Origin of the sequence: Nocardioides zeae (assembly GCF_010686755.1) — a bacterium.
Taxonomy (GTDB): domain Bacteria; phylum Actinomycetota; class Actinomycetes; order Propionibacteriales; family Nocardioidaceae; genus Nocardioides; species Nocardioides zeae.
In genome coordinates this window covers 1-17,963 of record NZ_JAAGXA010000011.1, presented here as the reverse complement: position 1 = coordinate 17,963, position 17,963 = coordinate 1, and the positions used below count along the sequence as shown (strand labels likewise).

General features: G+C 73.5%; 16 protein-coding genes. 7 read left to right on the top strand and 9 right to left on the bottom strand.

The window, feature by feature from the left end; all coding sequences use genetic code 11:
* Positions 1–2: 2 nt before the first annotated feature.
* Both G3T38_RS15245 and G3T38_RS15240 read left to right on the top strand, forming a co-directional pair.
* Positions 3–701: an AzlC family ABC transporter permease gene (locus G3T38_RS15245; RefSeq protein WP_163773182.1), complete on the top strand. Its 699-nt coding sequence runs from the start codon at positions 3–5 to the stop codon at positions 699–701.
* On the top strand, positions 698–1,012 hold the full coding sequence (locus tag G3T38_RS15240; protein WP_163773181.1) for an AzlD domain-containing protein: 315 nt from the start codon (positions 698–700) through the stop codon (positions 1,010–1,012). The genes G3T38_RS15245 and G3T38_RS15240 overlap by 4 nt, the downstream gene beginning before the upstream one ends.
* 4 nt (positions 1,013–1,016) lie before the next feature.
* On the opposite strand, the gene dapB is transcribed toward G3T38_RS15240, so the two are convergent.
* Entirely contained in the window at positions 1,017–1,799 is a 783-nt protein-coding gene (gene dapB / locus G3T38_RS15235; protein WP_163773180.1) for a 4-hydroxy-tetrahydrodipicolinate reductase, read from the bottom strand.
* An 83-nt stretch (positions 1,800–1,882) separates the two neighbouring features.
* Here dapB and G3T38_RS15230 point away from each other — a divergent pair, with 83 nt between their 5' ends.
* The gene (locus tag G3T38_RS15230; RefSeq protein ID WP_163773179.1) at positions 1,883–2,413 is read left to right on the top strand and encodes a class I SAM-dependent methyltransferase; all 531 of its coding nucleotides are present in this window, start codon (positions 1,883–1,885) and stop codon (positions 2,411–2,413) included.
* A gap of 16 nt (positions 2,414–2,429) precedes the next feature.
* Here the strand turns inward: G3T38_RS15230 and G3T38_RS15225 are convergent, their stop codons facing one another.
* The 4 genes from G3T38_RS15225 to ptsP form a co-directional block, all read right to left on the bottom strand.
* The gene (locus tag G3T38_RS15225) at positions 2,430–3,764 is read right to left on the bottom strand and encodes a M16 family metallopeptidase (protein ID WP_338037685.1); all 1,335 of its coding nucleotides are present in this window, start codon (positions 3,762–3,764) and stop codon (positions 2,430–2,432) included.
* Positions 3,761–6,004 (bottom strand): polyribonucleotide nucleotidyltransferase, encoded by a 2,244-nt coding sequence (locus tag G3T38_RS15220; RefSeq protein ID WP_163773178.1) that lies wholly within the window; start codon positions 6,002–6,004, stop codon positions 3,761–3,763. The genes G3T38_RS15225 and G3T38_RS15220 overlap by 4 nt, the downstream gene beginning before the upstream one ends.
* A gap of 355 nt (positions 6,005–6,359) precedes the next feature.
* Positions 6,360–6,635 (bottom strand): 30S ribosomal protein S15, encoded by a 276-nt coding sequence (gene rpsO / locus G3T38_RS15215; protein WP_163773177.1) that lies wholly within the window; start codon positions 6,633–6,635, stop codon positions 6,360–6,362.
* 136 nt (positions 6,636–6,771) lie between these two features.
* Positions 6,772–8,475 carry a phosphoenolpyruvate--protein phosphotransferase gene (gene ptsP / locus G3T38_RS15210; protein ID WP_338037684.1) on the bottom strand — a complete coding sequence of 568 codons (1,704 nt, stop codon included), beginning with the start codon at positions 8,473–8,475 and terminating at the stop codon, positions 6,772–6,774.
* 73 nt (positions 8,476–8,548) lie between these two features.
* On the opposite strand from ptsP, the gene G3T38_RS15205 reads away from it, so the two are divergent.
* From G3T38_RS15205 to G3T38_RS15190, 4 genes are read left to right on the top strand one after another with little or no spacing between them, the layout of a single operon-like run.
* Complete coding sequence (locus tag G3T38_RS15205) at positions 8,549–9,343, top strand: DeoR/GlpR family DNA-binding transcription regulator (RefSeq protein ID WP_241728942.1); 795 nt, start codon at positions 8,549–8,551, stop codon at positions 9,341–9,343.
* Positions 9,340–10,317: a 1-phosphofructokinase family hexose kinase gene (locus G3T38_RS15200; RefSeq protein ID WP_163773176.1), complete on the top strand. Its 978-nt coding sequence runs from the start codon at positions 9,340–9,342 to the stop codon at positions 10,315–10,317. Before G3T38_RS15205 ends, G3T38_RS15200 begins: the two co-directional genes overlap by 4 nt.
* The gene (locus tag G3T38_RS15195) at positions 10,314–12,470 is read left to right on the top strand and encodes a PTS fructose transporter subunit IIABC (protein WP_163773175.1); all 2,157 of its coding nucleotides are present in this window, start codon (positions 10,314–10,316) and stop codon (positions 12,468–12,470) included. The genes G3T38_RS15200 and G3T38_RS15195 overlap by 4 nt, the downstream gene beginning before the upstream one ends.
* A gap of 35 nt (positions 12,471–12,505) precedes the next feature.
* A complete protein-coding gene (locus G3T38_RS15190; protein WP_163773174.1) occupies positions 12,506–12,763 on the top strand; it encodes an HPr family phosphocarrier protein in 258 nt (85 codons plus the stop codon).
* Between the two features lie 178 nt (positions 12,764–12,941).
* Here G3T38_RS15190 and G3T38_RS15185 read toward each other — a convergent pair whose 3' ends face one another.
* The 4 genes from G3T38_RS15185 to infB all read right to left on the bottom strand — a co-directional run.
* Complete coding sequence (locus G3T38_RS15185; protein ID WP_163773173.1) at positions 12,942–13,877, bottom strand: bifunctional riboflavin kinase/FAD synthetase; 936 nt, start codon at positions 13,875–13,877, stop codon at positions 12,942–12,944.
* A gap of 44 nt (positions 13,878–13,921) precedes the next feature.
* Entirely contained in the window at positions 13,922–14,812 is an 891-nt protein-coding gene (gene truB / locus G3T38_RS15180) for a tRNA pseudouridine(55) synthase TruB (RefSeq protein ID WP_163773172.1), read from the bottom strand.
* Complete coding sequence (rbfA, locus tag G3T38_RS15175; protein WP_163773171.1) at positions 14,809–15,297, bottom strand: 30S ribosome-binding factor RbfA; 489 nt, start codon at positions 15,295–15,297, stop codon at positions 14,809–14,811. The genes truB and rbfA overlap by 4 nt, the downstream gene beginning before the upstream one ends.
* A 101-nt stretch (positions 15,298–15,398) precedes the next feature.
* On the bottom strand, positions 15,399–17,963 hold a 2,565-nt coding region (gene infB / locus G3T38_RS15170; RefSeq protein WP_163773170.1), incomplete at its 5' end, for a translation initiation factor IF-2.

Here is a 17,963-nt window from a genome sequence, read left to right as displayed (position 1 = left end):
GGGTGCAGGACACCACCGACGACCGTCGCGCCCTCGTGCGCCAGGGGCTGGCGATCGGTGTCGCCACCGGGCTCTACGGCACCTCGTTCGGAGCCGTGGGCGTCGCCTCCGGCCTCACGGTCCTCCAGACGTGCGCCCTCTCCTCCCTGGTCTTCACCGGCGCCTCGCAGTTCGCCTTCGTGGGCGTGCTGGCTGCGGGCGGGTCGCCGTGGTCGGGCGCCGCGACCGGGCTCATGCTCGGGGCCCGCAACACGCTCTACGGCCTCGGTCTCGCCGGCCGGCTGCGGTGGCGCGGCGTCCGCCGCGCGAGCGCAGCCCAGCTCGTCATCGACGAGTCGAGCGCCGTCGCGACCGCCCAGGACGACCCACCGCTGGCCCGCCTGGGATTCCTCGTCACGGGCGGCTCCGTGTTCGTGCTGTGGAACCTCATGACCTTCGTCGGGGCCCTCGCCGGCACCGCGCTGGGGGACCCGCGGACCTACGGCCTGGACGCCGCCGTGGCGGCCGCGTTCCTGGCCCTGCTCTGGCCCCGACTGGCGGACGGCTCCACCGTGGCGGTCGCGGTCGCCGCCGCCGCGCTGGCGCTGGCCCTGGTGCCGTTCACGCCCGCCGGCGTGCCGGTGCTCGCCGCGGCCTCCGTCGCCGTGGTCGCCGCCCTGCTGCCGGCGCGCACCCGCGAGACGACCGGGGCGGCGTCGTGAGCACGACGTGGGCCGCGATCCTCGTGCTCGCGGGGGGCTGCTACGCGCTGAAGCTCGCGGGCCTGTCCCTGCCGTCCGGCGTGCTGGAGCGACCGCTCGTCCGCCGCATCGCCCTGACCCTGCCCGTGGCGCTGCTCGCCGCTCTCGTGGCCGTCCAGGCGGTCGCCGACGGCACGCGTCTCGTGGTCGACGCCCGCCTCGCGGCCCTGGCCGTCGCCGCCGTCGCCCTCGCGCTGCGCGCGGGGTTCCTCGTGGTGGTGGTGCTCGCGGCGGCGACGGCCGCCGGGCTCCGCGCCGCCGGGCTCGCCTGAGGGGTCAGTCCAGCTCGAGCAGGTGCTCCAGGCCGACGGTCAGGCCCGGGTGGTCGGCGATCGCGCGCACGCCGAGCAGCACCCCGGGGGCGAACGACGCACGGTCCATCGAGTCGTGGCGGATGGTCAGGGTCTCCCCCGGTCCCCCCAGCACGACCTCCTGGTGGGCGATCATCCCCCGGATCCGCAGGGCGTGGACGCGTACGCCGTCGACGTCAGCCCCGCGCGCACCCTCCAGCCCCGTGGAGGTCGCGTCCGGCATGGGCGGGCTGCCCGCCGCGCGGCGGGCGGCCGCGACGAGCTCGGCCGTGCGCCGCGCCGTGCCGGAGGGGGCGTCGGCCTTGGTCGGGTGGTGCAGCTCGACGATCTCGACGGAGTCGTAGAAGCGAGCGGCCTCGGCCGCGAAGCGCATCATCAGCACCGCACCGATCGAGAAGTTGGGCGCGATGAGCACGCCGGTGGACGGCGCGTCGGCCAGCCAGCCACCGAGGGTCGCGAGCCGGTCGTCGTCGAAGCCCGTCGTGCCCACCACGGCGTGGATGCCCTGGGCGACGCAGAACTCGAGGTTCCCCATCACCACGTCGGGGTGCGTGAAGTCGACGACGACCTGGGCCCCGCTGGTGCGCAGCACGTCGACGTCGTCACCGGCGTCGACCTCCGCCACGAGGGTCAGGTCGTCCGCCGCGTCCACCGCGGCGCAGATCTCGCGGCCCACCTTGCCCCGTGCGCCGAGCACCCCGACACGGAGGGGGCTGGACGTCGTCGTACCGGCTGCGTTGTCGCTCACGGGGCCCCAACCTAGGGCACGGAGCGGGCCACAGGGCGAGGCGGTCGGTGCAACCCCTCACACGAGGTGGCAGGCTGTACCGCATGAGGCAGCAGACCATCCCTGCACGCATCCGCTGGGGCGTGGACGTCATGGACGTCCAGCCCGGCGACCAGCTGCTGGAGATCGGCTGCGGTCCCGGCGCGGCCGCCGAGCTCGTCTGCTCCCGGCTCGAGTCGGGCAAGCTGTTCGCGATCGACCGGTCGGAGTCCGGTGTCGACCGCACGAAGCGGCGCTGTGCGCAGTACGTCGAGGCGGGGCGCCTCACGGTCCGCCAGATCGACCTCGCGACGCTCCGCGTGCCGGTGAAGCGGCTGCACAAGGCCTTCGCCTTCAACGTGAACCTGTTCTGGGTGCGCCAGGCGACCGACGAGATCGCCCTGCTCCACGAGAAGCTCCTGCCGGGCGGCCGGGCCTACCTGTTCTACGAGGCCACCATGCCCGAGGGCAAGGCGCGCGTCATCGAGGCGGCGACGACCGCGCTGGCCGACGGCGGGTTCCGCGTGTCGGTGCTGCAGAGCCAGCAGCCCGCCGCGTTCGCCGTCATCGGCCAGCGCGTCACGGCCCAGGACTGAGCCCGGGCCCCACCCGTCAGCCCGGCCGGACGATCGCCAGCACCTCGGGACCACGCAGCACCTCCGCCGCCAGGGCGGCGACGTCCTCGGGCGTGACCGCGTCGATGCGGGCGATGACGGCGTCGACGTCGAGCAGGCGGTCGCCGACGATCTCCGCCTTGCCGAGACGGTGCATCCGCGACGCGGTGTCCTCCAGCCCCATGACGAGACCCGCGCGGAGCTGGCCCGCGCCGCGGCGCACCTCGTCGGTGTCGAGGCCCCGCTCCGCGACGACCTCGAGCTCGCGGCGCACGACCTCGAGCGTGGCGTCGACCTTGGAGGGCAGCACGCCGACCCCGACCCCCACGAGGCCCGCGCCGACGTGCTGGGTCGTGAAGGCGTAGACCGAGTAGGCCAGGCCACGCCGCTCCCGCACCTCCTGGAAGAGGCGCGACGACGTGCCGCCGCCGAGACCCGTCGTCAGGATGCCCATCGCGAAGCGGCGCTCGTCGCCGCGGGCCAGGCCGCGGCGGCCGAGCACCACGTTGACCTGCTCGAAGCCACGCTCGGCGACGATCGTGCCCGGGTGCACCTCCTGCACCGCGGGGCGCGCGGGCGCGCCCCACAGGGGCGCCGGCACCGGGTCGGCCACACCGTCGAGGAAGCCCCGACGGTCGAAGGCGGCCGCCACGAGACGCACCACCTCGTCATGGTCGACGTTGCCGGCCGCGGACACGACGATGCCCGGCGCCCGGTAGTGCGCGCGCCAGAACTCCCGCACCTGCTCCGCGGAGAGCGCCGCGATGGAGTCCTCGGTGCCGGCGATGGGACGGCCGTACGGCGTGTCCCCCCACGCCTGCTCGGCGAACAGGTTGTGGACCACGTCGTCGGGGTCGTCGTCGTGCATCGCGATCTCGTCGAGGATCACCTCGCGCTCCGCCTCGACGTCCTCGTCGGTGATCGACGACGACGTGAGCATGTCGCCGAGCACGTCGATCGCCAGCGGCACGTCCGTGTCGAGCACGCGGGCGTGGAAGCAGGTGTACTCCTTCGCCGTGAAGGCGTTCACCTCCGCGCCCACCTCGTCGAGCTGCACCGAGATGTCGAGCGCCGACCGGGTGTCGGTGCCCTTGAAGAGCACGTGCTCGAGGAAGTGCGAGCCGCCGTGGAGCTCCGGCGTCTCGTGGGCCGAGCCCACCCCCATCCAGACGCCGATCGCGGCGGACCGCACGCCGGCGACGTGCTCCGTGACGATCCTCAGCCCGCTGGGGAGCACCGTGCGTCGCACACCCGCGGGCAGCGGCTGCAACGCGACCGGCCGGCCAGCAGAGGACTGCTGACCGGCCGGTACGTGCTCGTGGCGCGAGGTCACTCGGCGGAGTCGCCACCCTCGGCGTCCGCGGCCGGAGCGTCCGCGTCCTCGACGACCGGCACCAGCGACAGCTTGCCGCGGTCGTCGATCTCGCCGATCTCGACCTGGATCTTCTGGCCGACGGAGACGACGTCGTCGACGGACTCGACGCGCTTGCCGTCGTTGAGGGCCCGCAGCTTCGTGATGTGCAGCAGGCCGTCCTTGCCCGGCATCAGGGCGACGAACGCACCGAAGTTCGTCGTCTTCACGACGGTGCCCAGGTAGCGCTCGCCGACCTCGGGCATCGTCGGGTTGGCGATCGCGTTGATCGCGGAACGGGCGGCCTCGGCGGCCGACCCCTCGTTGGCACCGATGTAGATCGTGCCGTCGTCCTCGATCGAGATCTGGGCGCCCGTGTCGTCCTGGATCTGGTTGATGACCTTGCCCTTGGGGCCGATGACCTCGCCGATCTTGTCGACGGGGATCTTCACCGTGATGATCCGCGGCGCGGTCGAGGACATCTCCGCCGGCGCCTCGATGGCACCGGCCATGACGTCGAGGATCGCGATGCGGGCGTCGCGGGCCTGGGTCAGGGCGCCGGCCAGGACCTGCGCCGGGATGCCGTCGAGCTTGGTGTCGAGCTGCAGGGCCGTCACGAACTCGCGCGTGCCGGCGACCTTGAAGTCCATGTCGCCCATGGCGTCCTCGGCACCGAGGATGTCGGTCAGCGCGACGTACTGCGTCTGGCCGTCGACCTCACCGGAGATGAGGCCCATCGCGATGCCCGCGACCGGCGCCTTCAGCGGCACACCGGCGTGGAGCAGGCCGAGCGTCGAGGCGCAGACCGAGCCCATCGAGGTGGAGCCGTTGGAGCCCATGGCCTCGGAGAGCTGGCGGATCGCGTAGGGGAACTCCTCGCGCGACGGCAGCACCGGCAGGAGCGCGCGGCGGGCGAGCGCACCGTGGCCGACCTCGCGGCGCTTGGGCGAGCCGACGCGGCCGGTCTCACCGGTGGAGAACGGCGGGAAGACGTACTTGTGCATGTAGCGGCGGTGCTTCTCCGGCGACAGCGTGTCGAGCTGCTGCTCCATCTTGAGCATGCCGAGGGTGGTGACGCCCAGGATCTGCGTCTCGCCGCGCTCGAAGAGCGAGGAGCCGTGGACGCGCGGGATCACGCCGACCTCGGCGTGCAGCGGGCGGATGTCGGCGAGGCCGCGGCCGTCCATGCGCACCTTGTCGCGCAGCACGCGCTCGCGCATCAGCTGCTTGGTCAGCGAGCGGAAGGCCGCGCCGACCTCCTTCTCGCGACCCTCGAAGTCCGCACCGATCTTCTCGACCAGCTCGGCCTTGACGGCGTCGAGGCGCTCGTCGCGCTCCTGCTTGCCGGCGATGGTCAGCGCGGCGGCGGTCTGCTCGGAGACGGCGCCCTCGACCGCGGCGTACACGTCGTCCTCGTAGTCGAGGAAGATCGGGAAGTCGACAACCGGCTTCGCCGCGGCCTTGGCGAGCTCCGCCTGGGCCTCGACGAGCTGCTTGATGAAGGGCTTGGCCGCGTCGAGACCGCCGGCGACGACCTCCTCGGTCGGCGCCTGCGTGCCGCTGCGCACCAGGTTCCAGCTGCCCTCGGTGGCCTCCGCCTCGACCATCATGATCGCGACGTCGCCGGTGTCGGTGACGCGGCCCGCGACGACCATGTCGAACACGGCGTCCTCGAGCTGGGTGTGCGTCGGGAACGCGACCCACTGACCCTCGATGAGGGCGACGCGCACGCCGCCGACGGGACCCGAGAAGGGCAGGCCCGAGAGCTGCGTCGACATCGACGCGGCGTTGATCGCGAGCACGTCGTAGGGCGCGTCGGGGTTGAGCGCCATGACGGTGATGACGACCTGGACCTCGTTGCGCAGGCCCTTCTTGAAGGTCGGGCGCAGCGGGCGGTCGATGAGCCGGCAGGCGAGGATCGCGTCCTCGCCCGGGCGCCCCTCGGAGCGGAAGAACGAGCCGGGGATCTGGCCCGCGGCGTACATCCGCTCCTCGACGTCGATCGTCAGGGGGAAGAAGTCGAAGTGGTCCTTCGGGTGCTTGCCCGCGGTGGTGGCGGACAGCAGCATCGTGTCGTCGTCGAGGTAGGCCGTCACGGAGCCGGCGGCCTGGCGGGCCAGCAGGCCCGTCTCGAACTTGATGGTGCGCTTGCCGAAGCGGCCGTTGTCGAGGACGGTCTCGACCGCCGAGATGACGGGGCCGGCAGGAGTGGTCTCGGTCAAGGAGATCCCTGTTCTGTGTGCGGAGCGAACCGCGGTGCCCACCCGGCACTCGCCAGGTGGTGGCCGTCCGCGCACGGCGGGGCCGGTAGTTGTGGTTCCCGCGGTACTGCGTGCCGGTCTTCGATCGAGGCCCGCGGAGCATCCGGGCGGCCTCCGCAGGAGGGCGCCGGGGATCCGAGGGCCACTACCGAGGACCGGGCCGGACGGTGCGGGCCGCTCCTGGTGGATGGAACGTCAGTGAATCGGGTTGTTCAGTTGTGGACCGGCTCCGACGATAGCGGGTCGTCCCGCCGTGGCGGAGCAGGCCGGATGCAGCAGGAGCGGCCGCCCGGCTGGGCGACCGCTCCTGGCGCGATCAACGACGGAGGCCGAGGCGCTCGATGATCGAGCGGTAACGGTTGATGTCCGTCTTGCTGAGGTAGTTGAGCAGGCGACGGCGCTGGCCGACGAGCAGCAGCAGACCACGACGGCTGTGGTGGTCGTGCTTGTGCTGCTTCAGGTGCTCCGTCAGGTGCGAGATCCGGTGGCTGAGCAGTGCGACCTGCACCTCGGGCGAGCCCGTGTCACCGGGCGTCGTCGCGTACTCCGCCATGATCTTCTTCTTGGTCTCCGCATCGGTTCCGATCGACATGCGGGCTCCTCTCGCTCGTTGCGCGGCGCGCCGGGGCCTATCCACCCGGGCACTACGATCCGCGGCCGTTCTGACGGCAACCGCAGAAAGGTAGCAGCCCCCGACGAGGCCCCCCAAAACGCCGGGGCAGGCGGGATCAGCCGACGAGGACCGCGCGGGCCGCTGCCCGGGCCGCCGTCGGGTCGACCGCACCGAGCACGGCGTCGGCCGCCTCGCGGCACTGCTCGGCCGTCACCCGCGACAGCTGCGCGCCGACCGCCCGTACGGCGCTGGGCGCCATCGACAGCGACGTGATGCCCATGCCGACGAGGGCGCAGGCGAGCAGCGGGTCCGCCGCCGCCTCGCCGCAGACGCCGACGGGCTTGCCCGCCTGCTGCCCGGCCGCCGCCGTGATGGCGACGAGGTGCAGCACGGCCGGCTGCCACGGGTCGGTGAGGTGGGCGAGGTCGCTGGCGAGCCGGTCCGCGGCCATCGTGTACTGCGTCAGGTCGTTGGTGCCGATCGACAGGAAGTCCACGACCTCGAGCACCCGGTGGGCGAGCACGGCGACGGCCGGGACCTCGACCATCGCGCCGGCCTTGAGGCCGCGGGCGTGGACCTGCTCCGCGAACGCCTCCGCCTCGTCGCGCGTCGCGACCATCGGGGCCATCACCCACGCCTCGACGCCGGTCGAGGCGGCCGCCTCGGCGACGGCGTCCAGCTGGTGCGTCAGGAGGCCCGGGTTGTCGGCCGCGAGACGGAGACCGCGGACCCCGAGCGCCGGGTTCTCCTCCCCCTCGTGCGTTGCGAACGCGATCGGCTTGTCCGAGCCCGCGTCGAGCGTGCGCACGACGACGTGGTGGCCGGCCTCCGCGTACGGCGCGAAGACCGCCGCGTAGAGCTCCGCCTGCTCGGCGGTGGTGGGCTCGGTCGGGCGGTCGAGGAAGGAGAGCTCGGTGCGGAAGAGCCCGACGCCCTCGACGGGCTCGTCGGTCGCCGCGCGGGCGGACGCCGGGTCCGCGATGTTCGCGAGGAGCTTGACGCGCACGCCGTCGCTGGTGGCGGCCGGTCCGGTCCAGGCCGCCGTCTCGGCGCGCAGCTCGGCGTCGTCGCGCACCCGACGCTCGGCGGCGGCAGGGTCGGGCCGCACCTCGAGCACGCCCGCGGTGCCGTCGACGAGCACGTCGACACCGGCGGCGACGTCGAGCACGCCGGCGACGCCGACCACGCAGGGGATCCCCAGCTGGCGGGCGATGATCGCGGTGTGGCTGGTGGCGCCACCGCGCTCCGTCACGAGGCCGACGACGACCGTCGGATCGAGCCCGGCCGTGTCGGAGGGAGCGAGGTCCGCGGCGACGAGCACCACGGGGCTGCCGGGCATGGCCACGCCCGGCTCCGGGACGCCGGCGAGCCGGGCCACGAGGCGGCGCTCGATGTCGCGCAGGTCGGTGACCCGCTCGGCCATGAGCCCGCCCTGCTGCTCGAAGAGGGCGACGAACGTGTCCACGGCGGCCTCGACCGCACCGAGCAGGTCCGCCCCCGCCCGCAGCTGCTTGCGCACCGCGGAGCGCAGACCACGGTCACGGGCGAGGCCTGCACTGGCGGTCAGCACCTGCGCCGCGGCGCCCTCCACGCGCGCCGCCCGTTCGGAGAACCCGTCGGCGACAGCGGCCGCTGCCGCGTCGTACGCCGCGAGAGCGGCCTCCTCCTCGGCCGGTGCGGCGGCCCGGAAACGGGCCACGGCGGCGGGGTCCACCTCGGTCGCGACGCGCAGCACGGGCGCGTGGGCGACGCCCGGGACGACGGGCGTGCCGCGGAGGACGGGGGCGTCGATGGAGTCAGCAGCGGTGAGCACGCTCACAAATTACCCCCCTACCCCCCTTGACAGTCAACACATTCGGGCATAGAACAACACAAACACAGGTTTCGCCCACATGAACCAAGATCGCCAGGAGGTGAACATGTACGCCGAGGAACGTCAGAACGCGATGGCCCAGCGCATCGCGACGGAGGGTCGGCTCTCCGTCGCCGCCCTGGCGAAGGAGTTCGACGTGACCACCGAGACCGTGCGACGCGACCTCACCTCCCTCGAGCGCCAGGACCTCATCCGCCGCGTCCACGGGGGCGCGGTGCCGTCCAGCGCGCTGCACGTGATCGAGGCCGGCGTCCAGGACCGTGCCCGCACCCGGCCCACCGAGAAGGACGCGATCGCGCAGCGCGCGCTGCAGTACCTCCCGGCACCCGGCAGCACCATCCTGCTCGACGCGGGCACCACCACGGCGGCCCTCGCCGCCGTCCTGCCCCCGGCGCACCGGCTGACGGTCGTGACCCACTCGGTCCCCATCGCCGCCCGCCTCGCCGGCCTGGCGCAGGTGGAGCTGCACGTGCTGCCCGGGCGGGTCCGCCCCACCACGCTCGCCGCCGTCGGCACCGAGACCGTGCACGCCCTCGCCCAGCTGCGGGTCGACGTCGCCTTCGTCGGCACCAACGGCGTGTCGACCGACCACGGTCTCTCGACGCCCGACGCCGACGAGGCACACGTCAAGACCGCCATCGTCGGCGCGACCCGTTCGGTCGTCGTGCTCGCCGACGGCAGCAAGATCGGCGAGGAGCACACCCGCCGCTTCGCCGCGATCGAGGACGTCGACACGCTGGTCACCACCGGCGACGCCGACGACGACGAGCTGGAGGCCCTGCGCGCCAGCGGACTGGAGATCGACCTCGCATGATCCTCACCCTCACCCCCAACCCGAGCGTCGACGAGACGATCGCCCTCTCCGAGCACCTCGAGCGCGGCGCCGTCCACCGGGTCGCGACCACGACGTCGCAGTCCGGCGGCAAGGGCGTCAACATCTCCCGCGCCTCGGTGGCGGCCGGCGAGCCGTCGGTCGCCGTGCTCCCCGCCGACGCCGACGACCCGTTCGTGCTCGAGCTCGCCGCGAGCGGCATCGAGCTGCGTGCCGTGCCGACCGGCGGCGCCGTCCGCGTGAACGTCACGATCGCGGAGCCCGACGGCACGACGACCAAGCTCAACAGCCCCGGCACCGAGATCTCCCCCGCCGTGCTCGACCGGCTCGTGCTCGAGATGGAGGAGCTGGCGGCCGCCGCCGACTGGACCGTGCTCGCCGGCTCGCTCCCGCCGGGCGCTCCCGTCGACTGGTACGCCGTGCTCGCGGCCCGGCTCCGGGCCCGCGGCACCCGTGTCGCGGTCGACACGAGCGACGCCCCGCTGAAGGCGTTGGTCGCGGCCCTCCCCGGCTCCGCCCCCCACCTCATGAAGCCCAACGCGGACGAGCTCGCCTCGTTCACCGGGCTCGACGCCGCGACGCTCGAGGCGGAGCCGGAGGCAGCGGCCGGAGCCGCGCGCCACCTGCTCGACCGCGGCGTCGACACCGTGCTCGCCACCCTCGGCGGCAACGGCGCGGTGCTCCTCGAACGGGACGTCGACGGCACCGTCGGCGCCTGGCACGCGTCCCCACCGCCGACCACCGTGGTCAGCACCGTGGGCGCGGGCGACTCCAGCCTCTTCGGCTACCTGCTCGGCCACCGACGTTCCCTGCCCCCGCAGGAGCGCCTGGCTCTCGCCGTCGCGTACGGCAGCGCCGCCGCCGGTCTCCCCGGCACGACCATTCCCCACCCCGACCAGGTCCGCCCGGACCTCGTCATCACCCGCACCGTCCAGTTCACCCGAGGTGACGCATGACCCACGACACCAGCCCCGCGCTGATCACGCCCGACCTGGTCCGGCTCGACGCCGACCTCGGGACGGACAAGGACGGCGCCATCCGTGCGCTCGTCACGGTCCTGGCCGACGCAGGTCGCGCCCGGGACGCCGCCGTCGTGCTCGACGACGTCATGGCCCGCGAGGCCAAGTCGAGCACCGGCCTGCCCGGGGGGATCGCGATCCCCCACTGCCGCACGGCGGGTGTCGAGCACCCGACCCTCACCTTCGCGCGGCTCGCGCCGCCCGTCGACTTCGGAGCGAAGGACGGGGCCGCCGACCTGGCGTTCCTCATCACCGCGCCCGAGGGCGGCGGCTCGCTGCACATGAAGATCCTGCAGCAGCTCGCCCGCGCGCTCGCCAAGCCGGCGTTCACCGACGCGCTGCGCGCCGCCACCACGCCGGAGGAGGTCGTCGCCGCGGTCGAGTCCGCCGTGTCGCTGCCGTCCGAGGCACCGGCCGCGCCGGCCGCCGCGCCGGTGGCTCCCGCTGCTGCCGCCACGTCGTCGGAGCCGCCGTCGATCGTGGCGGTCACGGCCTGCCCGACCGGCATCGCGCACACCTACATGGCGGCCGAGGCCCTCGAGGCCGCCGCCGCCCGCGCCGGCGTGACGATCCACGTCGAGACCCAGGGCTCCGCGGGCTCCACGCCGCTCGCCCCGTCGGTCATCGCCGCCGCGGACGCCGCGATCTTCGCGGTCGACGTCGGGGTGCGCGACCAGGGCCGCTTCGCCGGCAAGCCCCTCGTGCGCTCGTCGGTCAAGCGCCCCATCGACGACGCCGACGCGATGATCGCCGAGGCGCTCCGCGCCGCGAGCGACCCGTCCGCGCGGCGGGTCGAGGGCGGCTCCGGCAGCTCCGCCGACGACGACCAGGCCACGGAGACGTGGGGCGGCCGCACGCGCCGCGTCCTCATGACGGGCGTGTCCTACATGATCCCGTTCGTCGCGGCGGGCGGCCTGCTCATCGCGCTCGGCTTCCTGCTCGGCGGCTACGACATCACGAACGCGTACGGCGCGATCGCCGTCGACCACACCCTCACCAACCTGCCGAACCCGGCCGACTACGGGCTCGAGCACGTGCTGTTCGACTCCGGTCTCATGGCCTACCTGGGCGCCCTGCTCTTCATCATCGGCAAGACCGCCTTCATGTTCTTCATCCCGGCGCTCGCCGGCTACATCGCCTACGCGATCGCCGACCGCCCGGGCATCGCCCCCGGCTTCGTCGTCGGCGGTCTCGCGATGAACATCTTCAACGTGACCGACGGGGCCGAGCAGGCCACGGCGCTCCCCGCGACCGGCTTCCTCGGCGCCATCGTCGGCGGTGTGCTCGCCGGCGTCGTCGCCCACTGGCTCGCCGTGCGCAAGGTGCCCAGCTGGCTCCGCGGCCTCATGCCGGTGCTGGTCATCCCGCTCGTCGCCTCGGTCGTCGCCGGCCTGCTGATGATCCTGGTGCTCGGCAAGCCCATCAACTGGCTCATGACGAACCTGACCGACGGCCTCAACTCGCTCTCCGGCTCCAACGCGATCCTGCTCGGCGTCATCCTCGGCCTCATGATGGCGTTCGACATGGGCGGCCCGCTCAACAAGGTGGCCTACAGCTTCGCGGCCGTCGGTGTCGGCTCCGCCAGCCTCGCCAGCGACGCCCCCGAGCTCAAGATCATGGCGTCCGTCATGCTCGCCGGCATGGTGCCGCCCATCGCCATGGCGCTCGCCACGGTCCTGCGGCCCCGCCTCTTCACCCCGGCGGAGCGCGAGAACGGCAAGGCCGGCTGGCTGCTCGGCGCGTCCTTCATCTCCGAGGGCGCCATCCCGTTCGCCGCGGCCGACCCGCTGCGCGTGATCCCCTCGATCATGCTCGGCAGCGCCGTGACCGGCGGCCTCTCGCAGGCCCTGGACGTCACGGTCCGCGCTCCCCACGGCGGCATCTTCGTGCTCTTCGCCGTCGGCAACGTGCTCGGCTTCCTGATCTCGCTGGCCGCCGGCACCATCGTGGGGGCGCTCGCCGTCCTCGTGGCGAAGACGTTCTTCGGCCCCAGCGCGGCCCCCGCCGTGGAGGACGCCGACACCGACCCCGCCATCCCGCTCACGAGCCCCGAGACCGCCCGGTCCCGCCGGGCCACCGCCTCCGCCTGACCCGACCGAGCCCCACTCCCAACGAAGGGAACGACATGCCCACCCTGACCGCCGTCGTCGGCTCCGCCGACGGACTGCACGCCCGCCCCGCCGGCCTCATCGCCGACGCTGCCGACGAGCTCGACGCCGATGTGACGATCGGCCTCCCGGGCGACGAGCCCGTCGACGCCGCCTCCGCCCTGCTGATCATGACGCTGGGCGCGGGCAAGGGCGACACCGTCGAGGTCACCGGCGACGACGAGGCGGCCGTCGCCGCGATCGCCGCGCTGGTCGAGAAGGACCTCGACGCCTGACCCAGGCCTGACGCGAACGGCCCGCACCCCCCGGGGTGCTGGCCGTTCGTCGTCGCGCGGGGCGGGGGGCTCGACTGTCACTTTCCCCGGTCGACCGGGGAAGGTGTCACTTTGACCATCAAATTTGATGGTCAAAGCGGCGTGTTCCCCGGTCGACCGGGGAAAGTGTCGGCCCGCCTCAGCCCAGCAGGGCGCGGGCGCGCTCGACGTCGTCGGCCATCTGCTCGACGAGGGCGTCGACGCCGTCGAACCGCACCATCCCGCGGAGGTGGGCGACGAACGAGACCTCGACCTCGACGCCGTACAGCTCCAGGTCGTCGCGGTCGAGCACGTACGACTCGACGCGCCGCTCGCGCTCGCCCTCGAAGGTCGGGTTGGTCCCGACCGAGATGGCCGCGGGCAGCTCCTCGCCGGTGTCGACGCGACGCAGGCGCCCGGCGTACACCCCGTCCGCCGGCGCCGCGACCAGGGCCGAGGTGGGGACGTTCGCCGTCGGGTACCCGAGCTCGCGCCCGCGCTGGTCGCCCTGCACGACCGTGCCCCGGATGGAGAACGGACGGCCGAGCGCCTCGGCGGCGCCCTCGACGTCGCCGGCGGCGAGACAGGTGCGGATGTAGGTGGACGACCAGACCTGCGGCCCGCCGTCCAGCGCGATGCCCTCGACGACGAAGCCGTCCTGCTCGCCCTGGGCGCGCAGGCTCGTCACGTCACCCGCGGCGCGGGCCCCGAAGCGGAAGTTGGCGCCGACGACGACGCCCCGCACGTGGAGCGCGTCGACGAGCACCCGCTGCACGAACTCCTCGGGCGACCAGGCGGCCACGGAGCGGTCGAAGGGCACGACGAGGGCGTGGTCCACCCCGGCGGCGAAGAGCAGCGAGAGCCGCTCGTCGACCGTCGTCAGGGCGAGCGGTGCGTGCTCGGGGCGCAGCACCGCCATCGGGTGCGGGTCGAAGGTCACGACCACGACGTCCTCGACGCCCAGCTCGGCCGCGAGCTCGCGTGCGCGACGCACCACCTGCTGGTGCCCGAGGTGGACCCCGTCGAAGTTGCCGATCACCGCCACGGTCGGCCCGACGTCCGCCGGGACCTCGCTCCACGATCGCCACGTCGTCACGGCGCCGATCCTAGACCGCGCCGCCTCGTCGCCCGCGACCGCGCTCAACAGAACACCGCGACGGCCCGCGCGGCGCCGTCGCGCGGCTCGTAGAGCGCCAGGAAATCGCCGTCGGGCGCGAACAGCGCCGTCAACCCGTCCAGCGGTACGTCGAGGGCGCGGCCCACACGGACCGCTCCCGCCTCGCGGGGGTCGAGGTCGCGGGCCGGGAAGGCGGCCCGGGCGGCGTCGGCGAGGGGCAGCACGGCGTAGGACTCGCCCAGCTGCTCGAGGGTCCGGGCCTCCGGCAGCCCGTAGGGCCCCACGGCGGTGCGCCGCAGGGCCGTCAGGTGGCCGCCGAGCCTCAGGGCCGCTCCCGCGTCGCGGGCGATCGCGCGCACGTAGGTGCCGCTCGAGCAGCGCAGGGTGACGTCGACGTCGATGACGTCGACCCCGTCCGCGGTCGCGCGCCGCACGTCCCCGACGACCAGCTCGTGCACGGTCACCCGGCGCGCGGAGAGCGCGACCTCCTCCCCGTCGCGCACCCGCTGGTACGCCCGCTTGCCGTCGACCTTGATGGCCGACACGGCGGTCGGGACCTGGTCGATCTCCCCCACGAAGCCGGCCAGGACGGACCGCACCGCGGCCTCGTCCACCGCCGCGACCGCCCCAGGGTCCGCGGTGGTGGTGACCTCGCCCTCCGCGTCGTCGGTGGTGGTGGCGACGCCGAGCCGGATCGTCGCGGCGTACCCCTTCTCCGTCAGCATGAGGTGCCCGAGGAGCCGGGTGGCCCGGCCGATGCCGAGGACGAGCACCCCGGTCGCCATCGGGTCCAGGGTGCCGGCGTGCCCCACCTTGCGGGTGCCGGCCAGCCGCCGCACCCGGGCGACGACGCCGTGGGACGTGAGGCCCGCCGGCTTGTCGACGACGACGAGGCCGGCAGCGGGCTCGGTCATCGCGCGGCGTCGTCCTCGTCGCGGTCGTCCTCGAGGTCGTCGTCCTCGTCGTCCTCGAGGTCGTCGTCCTCGTCCCGCGGCTTCTTGTACGGGTCCTCCTCGCCGGCGTACGCCGTGCCCCGCGCCGCCGCGACGGCCTCGTCCTGCGCCTTCGCGCGGGCAAGGACCTCGTCGAGCTGGCGCGCCGACTCCGGCAGCGCGTCGGCGATGAACTCGAGCGTCGGGACGTGGCGCATCCCGAGCTGCTTGCCGAGCTCGGACCGGATCATGCCCTTCGCCGACTCCAGCGCCGCCGCCGTGCCCGCGAGGTCGTCCTGCTCGCCGAGCACCGTGTAGAACACGCTCGCGTGCTGGTTGTCGCCCGTCACCCGGACGTCGGTGATGGTCACGAAGCCGAGGCGCGGGTCCTTGAGCCGACGCTCCAGCATCTGCGCCACCACGACCTGCACCCGGTCAGCGATCCGCCGCGATCGGGGGTTGCTCATCTCGTTCTCTCCTGTGTCGTGGAAACCGACCGCGGGCCGGGGCCGAGGGCATCGCCCCGGGCTCCGGCCCGCGTCCGTGTCGTGCCTGTACGCCGCTGGTGTCAGCCGCGCGGGATCTCGCGGAGCTCGAACGCCTCCACGATGTCGCCTTCCTTGATGTCCTGGAAGTTGCGCAGCACCAGACCGCACTCGAAGCCCTCGCGGACCTCGGACGCGTCGTCCTTCTCGCGCTTGAGCGACGCCAGGTCGAGGTTGTCGGCCACGACCTTGCTGTCGCGCAGCACGCGCACCTTGGCATTGCGACGGATCGACCCGCTGGTGACCATGCAGCCCGCGATGTTGCCGATGCGGGAGCTGCGGAAGATCGCACGGATCTCCGCCTGGCCGAGGGTGTGCTCCTCGTACTCCGGCTTGAGCATGCCCTTGAGGGCCGCCTCGATCTCCTCGATGGCCTGGTAGATCACCGAGTAGTACCGGATCTCCACGCCCTCCTTGTCGGCCATCTCGGTCGCCTTGCCCTGCGGGCGGACGTTGAAGCCGATGATGATCGCGTCGGAGGCGGCCGCCAGGTCGACGTTGGTCTCGGTGATCGCACCGACACCGCGGTCGATGACCCGCAGGTTGACCTCGTCGCCCACGTCGATCTTGGCGAGGGCGTCCTCGAGGGCCTCGACCGAGCCGGACACGTCGCCCTTGAGGATGAGGTTGAGCTCCTGGCTCTCGCCCTTCTCCATGGAGGCCATGAAGTCCTCGAGGGTGCGACGGACGCGACGCTTCGCCTGCAGCGCCGCCCGCTCGCGGGCCTCGCGCTTCTCGGCGATCTGACGCGCCATCCGGTCGTCCTCGACCACGATGAAGTTCTGGCCCGCACCCGGCACCGCCGAGAGGCCCAGGACCATCGCCGGACGAGCCGGGTCGACCTCGGTGAGCTCGTTGCCGTGCTCGTCGAGCATCGCCCGGACGCGGCCGTAGGCCGGACCGGCGACGATCGAGTCGCCGACGCGGAGCGTTCCGCGCTGCACGAGGACCGTGGCGACCGGACCGCGACCGCGGTCGAGGTGCGCCTCGACCACGAGGCCCTGCGCGTCCTGCGTCGGGTTCGCCCGCAGGTCGAGCGAGGCGTCGGCCGTGAGGACGACGGCCTCGAGGAGACCCTCGAGGTTGAGCCCCGCCTTGGCCGAGACGTCGACGAACATCGTGTCGCCGCCGTACTCCTCGGGAACGAGGCCGTACTCCGTCAGCTGACCGCGGACCTTCGTCGGGTCGGCGTCCGGCTTGTCGATCTTGTTCACCGCGACCACGATCGGCACGCCGGCGGCCTTGGCGTGGTTGAACGCCTCCACCGTCTGCGGCATCACGCCGTCGTCCGCCGCGACCACCAGGATCGCGATGTCGGTCGCCTGGGCACCACGGGCACGCATGGCGGTGAACGCCTCGTGACCCGGGGTGTCGATGAGCGTGATGCGACGGTCGACGCCGTCCACCGTCGTGGCGACCTGGTAGGCACCGATGTGCTGCGTGATGCCACCGGCCTCCTTGTCCACCACGTTGGCGTTGCGGAGCGCGTCGAGCAGCTTGGTCTTTCCGTGGTCGACGTGACCCATGACGGTGACGACCGGCGGGCGGACGACCAGGTCGTCCTCGTCGCCCTCGTCGCTGCCGAACTCCAGGTCGAACGACTCGAGCAGCTCGCGGTCCTCGTCCTCGGGGGACACGACCTGCACCTCGTAGTTGAGCTCGTCGCCGAGGAGCTGCAGCACGTCGTCGTTGACCGACTCCGTGGCCGTGACCATCTCGCCCAGGTGGAAGAGCATCTGGACCAGCTGGGCCGCGTCGACGCCGATCTTGTCGGCGAAGTCGGTCAGCGAGGCGCCACGGGAGAGACGGATCGTCTCGCCGTTGCCCTTGCGCACGCCCTTGACGCCGAGCGTCGGGGCCTGCATGGCCTCGAACTCCTGACGCCGAGCGCGCTTGCTCTTGCGACCGCGACGCGACGGACCACCGGGGCGACCGAACGCACCCTGGGTGCCACCACGCTGGCCGGGACGACCACCGCCGGGACGACCGGCACCGGGGCCGCCGCCGTACCCACCGGGACCGCGGCCCGGGGCGCCGCCGCCACCGGGAGCACCACCCGGACGACCGGGACCGCCGGGGCGACCCGGACCACCGGGACGACCGCCGGGGCCTCCACGACCGGGAGCCGGACGGGCACCGGGGCCCGAGCCGAACGCGGCCGGGGACTTCGGCATCATCGCCGGGTTGGGACGGGGCATGCCCGGACGACCCGGAGCGCCACCCTCACGGGCGGCCGGGGGCCGCGGCGGCCGCTGGTCGTTGCCCGCACCGGCGGGCGCACCGCCACCGGCAGCCGGGGCGGCGGGACGACGGCCCATGCCCTGGTTGGAGGCGAACGGGTTGTTGCCGGGACGCGGCGAGCCGGGACGACCGACAGGACGCGGGCCGGGGCCCTTGGGGCCCGGGCGCGAGCCGCCACCGGCGGGGCCGGGACGCGGCGCGCCGGAGGGGGCACCGCCGGACGGACCGGGACGGCCCGGCGTGGGGGCACCCGCGCCACCGGAACGCGCGGCCGGCGCCGACGGCTGGGCCGGGGCGGCGGGACGCGCCGCCGGACGGGCAGCGGGCTGGGACGGCTGGGCAGGCTG

Excerpts from the sequence above, each read along its gene's own strand:
- G3T38_RS15230 (WP_163773179.1), top strand. The coding sequence starts at position 1,883 with ATGAGGCAGCAGACCATCCCTGCACGCATCCGCTGGGGCGTGGACGTC.
- truB (WP_163773172.1), bottom strand. The coding sequence starts at position 14,812 with ATGACCGAGCCCGCTGCCGGCCTCGTCGTCGTCGACAAGCCGGCGGGC.
- G3T38_RS15190 (WP_163773174.1), top strand. The coding sequence starts at position 12,506 with ATGCCCACCCTGACCGCCGTCGTCGGCTCCGCCGACGGACTGCACGCC.
- G3T38_RS15205 (WP_241728942.1), top strand. The coding sequence starts at position 8,549 with ATGAACCAAGATCGCCAGGAGGTGAACATGTACGCCGAGGAACGTCAG.
- G3T38_RS15195 (WP_163773175.1), top strand. The coding sequence starts at position 10,314 with ATGACCCACGACACCAGCCCCGCGCTGATCACGCCCGACCTGGTCCGG.
- rbfA (WP_163773171.1), bottom strand. The coding sequence starts at position 15,297 with ATGAGCAACCCCCGATCGCGGCGGATCGCTGACCGGGTGCAGGTCGTG.
- G3T38_RS15200 (WP_163773176.1), top strand. The coding sequence starts at position 9,340 with ATGATCCTCACCCTCACCCCCAACCCGAGCGTCGACGAGACGATCGCC.
- rpsO (WP_163773177.1), bottom strand. The coding sequence starts at position 6,635 with ATGTCGATCGGAACCGATGCGGAGACCAAGAAGAAGATCATGGCGGAG.